The sequence below is a fragment of the Hominilimicola sp. genome, assembly GCF_046972485.1.
GTDB lineage: Bacteria > Bacillota > Clostridia > UBA1381 > UBA1381 > Hominilimicola > Hominilimicola fabiformis.
Genome location: NZ_JBKVWU010000080.1, coordinates 1 through 9,982, shown reverse-complemented (window position 1 = coordinate 9,982; position 9,982 = coordinate 1). Strand labels below are relative to the sequence as shown.

The following is a 9,982-nucleotide window of genomic DNA, read 5'->3' as shown; positions in this document are numbered from 1 at the left end:
GATTTATATAACAAGATTGGAGAAATGATATGAAAACAGCTTTAACTATTGCAGGCTCTGATTCAAGCGGCGGTGCGGGAATACAAGCGGATTTAAAATCATTTGCCGCTAACGGTGTTTTCGGAATGAGCGTTATAAATTCCGTAACTTCACAAAACACAACAGGCGTTTTCGGTGTATACGATATTCCCTGTGATGTTGTTGCATCACAAATTGACGCGGTATTTAAAGATATTTTCCCTGACGCGGTAAAAATCGGTATGGTATCTTCGGCAGAAATTATAAACACCATTGCAGACAGATTAAAGTATTACAATGCAAAAAATATTGTACTTGATACGGTTATGGTTTCAACAAGCGGTTGTAAACTGCTTCGCGACGACGCAATAGACGCACTCACTTCCGTATTGTTCCCCATTGCCGATATTATCACGCCTAATCTTCATGAGGCACAAATTTTATGCGATTTTGATATAAGAAGTGAAAGCGATATGGTGCGTGCGGCAGATGTGATTTATAATAAATATAACGTAACCGTTCTGCTTAAAGGAGGTCACCTTGCAAATACAAGCAACGACTTACTGTATGACGGAAACGAAACTTGGTTTGAAGCTGTCAGAATTGATAACCCCAACACTCACGGCACAGGCTGTACTCTGTCATCAGCCATTGCCGCTAATCTTGCAAAAGGTATGGATATGAAAACCGCCGTAAAATCGGCAAAGGATTATATCACCGGTGCTCTCTCCGATATGCTCGACTTAGGCAAAGGCAGCGGTCCTTTAAATCATATGTATAAATTTTATCCGAATAAAAAGTAACATAAAAAGCGGTTCTCTACGAACCGCTTTTTATATCAACTCTTCTACTTCATATAGTTCGTTACATCTTTTATACGTTCAGGCACTTCTACAAGTTCACCTGTTTTAAGATCATACACATCTGTATAAACTTTCTCACTATCCAACGTTATTTTGCAAGCAGATTTTCATCCGGCATCCAATATTCAGATGAATCGTTATCTACTTTTTCAAAATCAATTATTATTTGTCTGTTATTGCAAGGATATGCACTTGTATCAAGAGAACCTCCCCCGACTATTGAATCATAAGAAGATGATGCTATTTCTTCTCCATCATAGCTATAAACTTTCATTTCATCTATTCCAAATCTGCCTTCGCCGCCATATTCTCTATGTTTTATAACCCTATAATAATCATCAGCAAAATCTATAGTGTCTGTTATTCCTTGATTGTTATTTAGTGTATCAACCATCAGTTTATAGTCTTTATTTCCTGTTTCGGCATTGTATATACCTGTGCATTTATTATTTTTGCTGTAATTTTCACTTTTGTTGTTATGAATATAAAAATACCATTTCCCGCTTTTTTCAAAGAACACAAACGACCTCTCATCATCAGCAATATCTTCCTCCGGACCGTCATATGTAAATATTGTTTTACCGTCATTTTTTATCCATTGCTTGTTCTTACCGTTAAAAAGTGATAAATCACCGTCAATTTTTACTTCGTACACATTGCTTGCATAATCACTCACGTCAAGGTTAAACAACTTTAGCATTGTTACCGCTGACTGTTCCATTGTATAATTTGATTTTGGCGAGAAATTGTTATCACCTACTCCTCGCATTATTCCGAGAGAATCCATTTTACGCACAGATTCCTTTGCCCAATCCGAAACTGTGTCATAATCAGAAAATACAGTATCAAATAAAGCTATGTCCTCTTTTACGCCCATAAATTCCGCTGTATTCGTCAGTATTACTGCCGCCTCCTCACGCGTAATATCGTCATTCGGTGCAAATTCCGTTTCAGAACGTCCGTTTATTATTCCCGAATTTGCAAGAAAAGTTACTTCTTTATCATCGGTATCAGCAAACGAACTCTTAACATTATTCTCACTAATCAGTGATTTTTGTTCAAGCATTTTATATGCCAAATGACAAAAATCAATACGCGATATATTAGCGGTTAAATCTCTGTCCGCAAAGAAATTCGGCAATAATCCCGCCTCATCTGCACTTACTAAACTTTCCTCCGCCCATTGTGAATGATTTTCACTTACTTCCGCCGACGCACCTATTCCCGTCGCTAAAATAATTGACACACATAACGCACCTAAAACAAACTTCTTTTTCATTTTTTCTCCCCCTTTAATATTAAAAATTATTTTTCATCTTCTCTCCTGTTATACAAAAACATCGCTACCGACACGGAGCATATTATTACGTAGCCGATAATACTGAATTTATCGGGAATATCGCCGAATGCTATAAATCCCATAAGTGCCGCAAATATTATTTGCGTATAATCGAACACCGATATTTCTCTTGCCGGTGCATATGAATATGCGGCAGTAATCGAAAATTGTCCGCCTGCCGCCGCTATTCCGGCACATATAAGTATTACAAGCTGTGCTATCGTCATAGGTGAATAGTCAACTATCAAATACGGCAATGTCACAACACACGAAAATGCCGAGAAAAAGAATACTATAAACGGACCTCTTTCGCCTTTCTGACTTAATTTTCTGACCATTGTGTACGCCACACCTGCTCCGAATCCTCCGAGCATTCCCACAAAGCTTGGCAAGCTTGCCGATATTGACTGTGGCTTTATTATAAACAACGCACCAATAAATGCCACGATTACGGCTAAAGCCTGAAACGGCTTTACCTTTTCTTTAAGCACAAAATACGAGCATATAACCGCAAAAAACGGTGACAGCTTATTAAGCATTGACGCGTCCGACAAGACAAGGTGGTCTATCGCATAGAAGTTACACAAAATTCCCATTGTACCGAATATTGACCTAAGCAATAATTCAGGCAAATTCTTTTTATTGAACTTAAATTTTTCGTCTGTTCTTATCAGCACAATGAACGCTATAATAAGTGCTATAAAATTTCTGAAAAAGCTTTTTTGTATTGACGGCAAATCTCCTGCCATTCTTACGAACATATTCATCAACGCAAAGCAAAACGCCGATGAAATTATACACATTATTCCTTTTACTTTATTACTGCTCATTTTTACCCCTACCGTTATTAATTGCTACCATTTCCGCTGTTTTTATTCCGTCAACCGCGGCGGACATAATACCGCCTGCATATCCCGCACCCTCACCGCAAGGATACAGGCCTTTTATGTTTGACTGCATTGTTTTCTTGTCACGAATTATCCTTACAGGTGATGATGACCTCGTTTCAGGACCTGTTATAACCGCACCGTTGTCGGCAAATCCGTGAAGTTTGTTATCCATAAGCACTATTCCCTCACGCATTGAATTGGTTATGAATTTAGGAAACACTTCATCAAGATTTACCCACGTCACATTAGGCTTATATGTCGGCTCGACCGTATATTCACTGTTACTTTCCGTTCCGAGAAAGTCACCGACTCTTTGACACGGTGCATTATAATTCTTGCCGCCGACTTCAAATGCTCTCTGCTCAATTTCACGCTGAAAATACATTCCCGCAAGCGGATCGTCAGTTTTAAAATCGCTCGGTGTTACATTTACAAGCAATGCGCTGTTTGCGTTTTTTCCGTCACGTGCAAAATAGCTCATACCGTTTGTCACAACACCGCCGTCCTCCGACGCAGACGCAACAACTCTGCCTCCCGGACACATACAGAATGTATACACACCTCTGCCGCTTTCAAGATGTACCGCCATTTTATAATCCGCCGCCGGAAGTTTTTTATACGCTTTACCGTACTGGCTTTTATTTATCATTTCTTGAGAATGTTCTATTCTCGCACCGACTGAAAAACTCTTTTGCTCCATTGCTATATTGCGATTTTGGAGCATAAGAAAAGTATCTCTTGCACTGTGACCGATTGCAAGCACAATATTATTTGTTTCAATCACATATTCACCGCTGTCACTTTCAACAACCGCACCGCATATTTCACCGTTGTCGGTTTTTACATTGACAAGTTTATTGGAAAATCTGACTTCACCGCCGAGTTTACGAATTTCACTTCTGATTGACGTAACCATTTTAGAAAGATTATCGGTTCCGACGTGCGGTTTTGAATAATATAATATTTCTTTCGGTGCACCGTGCTTATGAAATTCTTCAAGCACCTTTCTTATACGAAAATCTTTTATACCCGTTGTAAGTTTTCCGTCAGAAAAAGTTCCCGCACCGCCTTCGCCGAACTGTACATTTGATTCGGGATTTAAAAAGCCTGCCTCCCAAAATGCCTCAACGTCTTTCATTCTTTCTTCTACGCACTTTCCGCGTTCAAGAAGTATTACCTTATATCCGTTTTGTGCCAAAGTAAGTCCGCACATAAGTCCCGCAGGTCCTGTGCCGACTATCACGACAGGCTTGTCAAATTTACCGCACTTCGGAAATTCATAAGTTTTCTTCTTTACAATTTGTGAGTTTTTTATTTTCTTCGCATAATATTCTTCGTTATCGGTTTCAACATCGACCGAATATACATAATGTATATCAGGCTTTTTTCGTGCGTCTATTGACTTTTTTGATATTTCAAAAGATTTAACATTCTTCACGCCCAAAAGTTTTAAAACTTTCTTTCTTAAATCTGATTCTGTATCATCTGTTCCTAATTTTATATCTGATATTCTTAGCATTTATTTCACCTTATGACAATATTTCTTTAATTTTATCCGCAAACGCATTTGCAAGTTTCTTATGTTCCTCCGGAACCATATGTATTCCGTCAATGTCGGACGCTTTCGCGTAATCCGCCGCATTCATAAAATATGTATCTTCTTCATCTGCAAGTTTTGATATATATTCAGAAAAGTGCGTTGATTTATCGATTGATTTTTCACTGTACAAATCCTTGAATATAGGATGTGTCAAACAATTATCATTTATCAAAATCGGCGATACAAGCAATATTTTCGGTTTGTCCTTACCGAATTTCGCTCTGCATTCTTCTACATATATTTTAAGCACATCGGCGGTCTTTTGGTTTGAAAAATCTATATTATTCAGCACATCGTTCGTACCGAGCATTATTATAATCAAATCAAAATCATTTTCACCGCTTAAATATCTTTCTCTGAAATCTTTTAAACCATTTGTTTTATCTTCATTTTCCAAATAATGAGTTGTTGCTCTGCCGCATACTCCGTCAGATACTATTTCATATTCAGGTACAATATCCTTTAACCAAACCATCCACGGTTTCTCAAGTTTAGAGCAGTCTACGGGGTTATGTCCCCATGTATTTGAATCACCGAAACATAATATTTTCTTCACTTTATTTTCCCTCTTTTCTTTATTTATTTAATTGTATCAATTCACTTTGTAAAAGTCAATAAAAAAAGCCGAATGTAACTCTACATTCGACTTTTTGTAAATTATTTCAAATCTTTTGTTTCAATGAAGTCCATATCGTCAAATTCTTGATTTTCACCGCACATTGCCCAAATGAATGAGTAATTCTTTGTACCGACACCTGTATGTATCGACCAACTCGGAGAAATAACTGCCTCTTCATTGTGCATAATGATGTGACGTGTTTCATCAGGCTCACCCATCATATGAAATACTGCGTCATTTTCATCCATATCAAGATACAAATAAACCTCCATACGTCTGTCATGTGTATGACACGGCATTGTGTTCCAGTTTGAACCGACATCAAGCATTGTAAGTCCCATTGCCAGCTGACAGCTCTGCATAACTTCAGGGTGAATATATTGGTTTATCACTCGCTTATTGCAATCCTCTTTACTTCCGCGAGGAACTTTCTTAGCCTTTGTAATATCAATTTTCACAACAGGATACGATGTATGTGCCGGACACGACGAAACATAAAACTTAGGCGGATTTTCAATATCAACGCACTTAAACGAAATATCTTTATTGCCCATACCGATATAAATACCATCACGCGGATTCATTTCATACTCCGTTCCAGCAACGGAAATTATACCTTTTCCGCCGATATTAATACAACCCATTTCACGTCTTTGAAGGAAATAATCCGCCGCAAGCTCCTTGCCTGCCTCAAGTTTCAATTCACTGTAAACAGGCATAATTCCCGCGGTGATAATTCTGTCTATATGGCTATATACCATTCTGATATTGTCTTTTGTGAAAAGTTTTGCAATATGAAATTCTTCTCTTAAACGTTCGGTTGTGTAATTTTTTACATCTTTCGGATTTGAGGCACTTCTTATTTTAATTTTGCTCAAATCTTCCTTTATGTATCTGCCGTACACCTCAATTTGCGACAATGCCGCCCAAGAAAGCGGGAATACCGCTTGTATGAAATTTGTAAGGTGAATTGTTCTTGTAATTTTTTTCTCTTTTAATACAACTTCCTGACCATCTGCAACACCCTCGAAGTTTGCGGTAACGATTTCACCGTCCGAAAATTCTATATCAATATTCTTCCAATATGTATCGTGCGGAAAATCAGCTCTTAAATAAAATACTAATTTTTCAACTTCAACTTCTGTACCGAAATCAACATAATACTCCAAATCATCTCTTGCACCGCCTGCCCAAGAATGATACGGAAAATTTCCGTGACCCTTATTTTCAAGTACGCCGTCAATCGCATTTCTTTCAAAAAAGCAAGGCTCACCGCGTGTTACATAATTCGCATATGCGTGCGGATAACATCTTTTTTGACCTTGCAAGTCATATGGGTTAAGTGAAATATTCCTCTCGCCGTACGCTTCTTCGTCAGTAGCCTCCGATACACGTATTCTGTGCTCCGTTCCCGCAAAAGCACCTTCTTCATATATACGTTCCAACACTTCTGTCGGAATTCGATATTCAAAACTACCCGACGGAGCATATACGACCGTTTCTTTTAATGCACTGTCAAGCTGTATTTTGAAGAAATAACAGTTATTTGCCGAAATATAAATTTTATCTCCTGCAGAATACTCACCCTCATATGTACAGTCAATTTTCAAGCCTTGTTTTACAAACAATTCATTATTATTTTTGTCTAAAATTCTTAATTTCATATTCATCTTCCTTTATATGTTTTTTTCACATACATTAGTTTTTCATAAATATCCCTTGTGTATAACTTATCACATTTATTTCTTGTTGTCAATCGGTTTTATTTTTGATTTATACCGTATTGACATCACCGAATTTCTGTTATATTATGTACTCGTTATAACAGATAAGGAGCGGTCACATATGGCAAACGGATATAATCCCTTAAACGATTGGTTTTACCTCAATCGTCAAACACGAAAAAAGGGTGACAGGCAATCTAATTTGCACTATCACCATTCATATGAAATATTTATCATTTTGAGAGGTTCTACAACATTGCTTGCCGATGACAAACTTATTTCAGTATCAAAAAACGAAATTGTTCTGTTAAAGCCGGATGATCTCCACAAAAACAACGGCGGTACGGAACACGAAAGATATGCTCTTCATTTTACCGAACATTATCTTTCACAATATATGTTGCCTGATGCATACCAAAACTTGCTCAATATGTTTAACAATCAGAAAATACATTTGGATTCCGCACAATTCAGTTCTGTAATAGAAATAATACAACGTATGGAACAAAATCCGAATTACTCATATATTCACATTTGCGAACTGCTCACCATTCTTTCAAGCTATAAAAATACGGAAAAGAAAAAAGTTTCAGAAAAACACAGAACTATAGATTTAATTCTCGAATACATAAACAAGAATTATCAGACAGTTCAAAACCTTGACGATATTTCAGACGCCGTTCATATTTCAAAACCGCATTTGTGTAAGCTGTTTAAACAAGAAATGAACATAACCGTTTCGGATTATCTGAATACAGTGCGTATAAACAATGCCTGCGAAATTCTTAGAAACAGTAAACACAGCATAACAGATATAGCTACCTCATGCGGTTATAATTCATCAACATATTTTTGTAAAACATTTCGACATATCGTACATATGAGTCCTAATGAATACAGAAAACATATAGATACAAACTAAAAAATGAGTTCACATGGAACTCATTTTTTTACATTCCCGTACTTCCGAAACCGCCATTTCTTTCGTCGGTAACATCATCATCAAAAGTAATTCCGTATTCTACAAATATCCCCTGACAAAATCCTGTACCTTTATTTACAGAAACGGTTTTATCTTCGTTTGTGTCGTTTGTGATTTTGCAGAATATATGCCCCTCATTATCGCTGTTATAATAATCACTGTCGATAATTCCGACGGTATTGTTCATCTGCACTCTGAACTTAAATCCCAAACCGCTTCTCGGATAAAGTTTCAGTACCCAGCCGTCATTGATTTTAACTCTGATACCTGTCGGTATTTTTATAGTTTCTCCAGGCTTTAATTCAAAAGCCATCGGCGAATAAAAATCATAACCTGCCGAACCTGCCGTTGCTCTTTTCGGAAGCTTTATATCTTCGTATATCTTTTCTATACCATCTGTCACATAAAATGTGTCTGCCCAGTCTTTTTTGAATTGTTCAAAGCTGACTTTTTCAAATTTAGCTACTCTCTGCATAAATTAACTCCTTTACTTAACCGCAAGAACAACCTTATCTATTTCAAGGCTTTTCTGTACGTCTATAACTTTTTGGTTTGTACTTCCCCGCCACAAAAGCTTATTATCTTTCAGACCGTCCACAAATTCGCCGTCCACCATTACGTCAACATATTTCATACACGGCAAATCTTTTACGTCCTGCCAATCATAACCGCTGTAAATCCAAATGGTTTTATTCGGGAATTTTTCTTTAATTTCTTCAATAAGTGCTCCAACGTCTTTTCGATTTTGTGTATGAAGAGGATCTCCGCCGCTGAATGTTATACCGGAAACATAATTTTTTTCAAGTTCATCAAAAATCTCTTTCTTTGCAGCCTCATCAAATTCCAAACCGCCGTTTATATCCCACGTTACGGGATTTTGACAATTCGGACAATGATGTTCGCAACCGGCAACCCACAGTACAACACGAAGTCCGTCACCGTTAAGCATATCATCTTTTGTTATATTATGATAACGCATTACATACTTTTCCTTTCTGCGATTTCTGCCATTTTTGCATTGTTAAGTCTTGTATCGCCCTTAACTCTCGAATATGACAAGTAACCGTTCATTCTTTCGATTTTAGTAAGATTTTTACTTCCGCACTTCGGGCACACGTCCATTTCAAGTTCTTCATATCCGCAGTCGTCACAATACGCAAGCGACAAGTTTACACCCTCATAAAATCCCATATCCATTGCACGTCTTACAAGAGTTTTTATAGCCTCTCTGTTGTAGCTTATAGGGTATTTTACATACTGAATTTTACCGCCGTTTGAAAGCTCCCAGAAACGTTTTTCAAGGTCTTGTTTTTGAATCGGAGTAATATCCTCCGTAACGTGACAATGGAAACTGTTTGAGACATATTCTCTGTCGGATACGTTTTCGATTACGCCGTACTTCTTTCTGAATTGTGTAACCTGAAGTCCGCAAAGTGACTCGGCAGGTGTACCGTATATGGCATAAAGTTTTCCGTCCTCAGCCTTGAATTGATTTACTTTTTCATTAATATGCTCAAGTGTTCTGATTGCAAATTCACCGTCTTCGACAAGTGAACGCTTATTATAAAGCTGTTGCAATTCATTAAGCGCCGTAATACCGAATGACGCTGTTGCAGTCTTTAATATAGGCTTTATTTTATCATGTATTCCAAGATGACCGCCGTAGAAACCACCCTCACAATATGCAAGCGGATTTGTAGACGCACGCATTTCGCCAAGATAGTCATATGTACGCAAGTGAAGTTGTCTGATTAGGTTTAAGTAATAATCAAGCACGTCAAAAAACGGTTTATTTTCCTGTTGAGCCTTTGCCAAAATCATAGGTAAATGAAGTGACACAGCACCGATATTAAATCTTCCGACAAATACAGGCACATCATTTTCATCAGCCGGTTTCATACCGCCCTTTTCGTACCAAGGTGACAAGAATGCACGACAGCCCATAGG

The 9,982-nt window shown here is 37.6% G+C and carries 10 protein-coding genes; 2 read left to right on the top strand and 8 right to left on the bottom strand.

Translation table 11 applies throughout. From position 1 onward, the window contains the following. The first annotated feature begins 29 nt into the window (after nucleotides 1-29). Nucleotides 30-821 (top strand): bifunctional hydroxymethylpyrimidine kinase/phosphomethylpyrimidine kinase, encoded by a 792-nt coding sequence (gene thiD / locus ACLTU0_RS08510; RefSeq protein WP_412322055.1) that lies wholly within the window; start codon nucleotides 30-32, stop codon nucleotides 819-821. Between the two features lie 148 nt (nucleotides 822-969). Here thiD and ACLTU0_RS08505 read toward each other — a convergent pair whose 3' ends face one another. The 5 genes from ACLTU0_RS08505 to kduI form a co-directional block, all read right to left on the bottom strand. Then, on the bottom strand, nucleotides 970-2,160 hold the full coding sequence (locus ACLTU0_RS08505) for an S-layer homology domain-containing protein (protein WP_412322053.1): 1,191 nt from the start codon (nucleotides 2,158-2,160) through the stop codon (nucleotides 970-972). Between the two features lie 26 nt (nucleotides 2,161-2,186). Next, the gene (locus ACLTU0_RS08500) at nucleotides 2,187-3,050 is read right to left on the bottom strand and encodes a DMT family transporter (protein WP_118445660.1); all 864 of its coding nucleotides are present in this window, start codon (nucleotides 3,048-3,050) and stop codon (nucleotides 2,187-2,189) included. Next, nucleotides 3,040-4,629 carry an NAD(P)/FAD-dependent oxidoreductase gene (locus tag ACLTU0_RS08495; RefSeq protein ID WP_412322050.1) on the bottom strand — a complete coding sequence of 530 codons (1,590 nt, stop codon included), beginning with the start codon at nucleotides 4,627-4,629 and terminating at the stop codon, nucleotides 3,040-3,042. The genes ACLTU0_RS08500 and ACLTU0_RS08495 overlap by 11 nt, the downstream gene beginning before the upstream one ends. A 10-nt stretch (nucleotides 4,630-4,639) precedes the next feature. Continuing rightward, entirely contained in the window at nucleotides 4,640-5,266 is a 627-nt protein-coding gene (locus ACLTU0_RS08490; protein ID WP_412322048.1) for a GDSL-type esterase/lipase family protein, read from the bottom strand. A gap of 101 nt (nucleotides 5,267-5,367) precedes the next feature. Further along, nucleotides 5,368-6,198: a 5-dehydro-4-deoxy-D-glucuronate isomerase gene (kduI, locus tag ACLTU0_RS08485; protein ID WP_412322056.1), complete on the bottom strand. Its 831-nt coding sequence runs from the start codon at nucleotides 6,196-6,198 to the stop codon at nucleotides 5,368-5,370. Nucleotides 6,199-7,174: 976 nt separating this feature from the next. On the opposite strand from kduI, the gene ACLTU0_RS08480 reads away from it, so the two are divergent. Continuing rightward, on the top strand, nucleotides 7,175-7,975 hold the full coding sequence (locus tag ACLTU0_RS08480; RefSeq protein ID WP_412322046.1) for an AraC family transcriptional regulator: 801 nt from the start codon (nucleotides 7,175-7,177) through the stop codon (nucleotides 7,973-7,975). Nucleotides 7,976-8,003: 28 nt separating this feature from the next. On the opposite strand, the gene ACLTU0_RS08475 is transcribed toward ACLTU0_RS08480, so the two are convergent. From ACLTU0_RS08475 to nrdD, 3 genes are all read right to left on the bottom strand, one after another. Further along, a complete protein-coding gene (locus ACLTU0_RS08475; RefSeq protein ID WP_412322044.1) occupies nucleotides 8,004-8,510 on the bottom strand; it encodes a dUTP diphosphatase in 507 nt (168 codons plus the stop codon). Between the two features lie 12 nt (nucleotides 8,511-8,522). Further along, entirely contained in the window at nucleotides 8,523-9,014 is a 492-nt protein-coding gene (gene nrdG / locus ACLTU0_RS08470) for an anaerobic ribonucleoside-triphosphate reductase activating protein (protein ID WP_022228968.1), read from the bottom strand. Continuing rightward, a partial coding sequence (gene nrdD / locus ACLTU0_RS08465) for an anaerobic ribonucleoside-triphosphate reductase (protein ID WP_412322042.1) occupies nucleotides 9,014-9,982 on the bottom strand: 969 nt, incomplete at its 5' end. The genes nrdG and nrdD, both read right to left, overlap by 1 nt.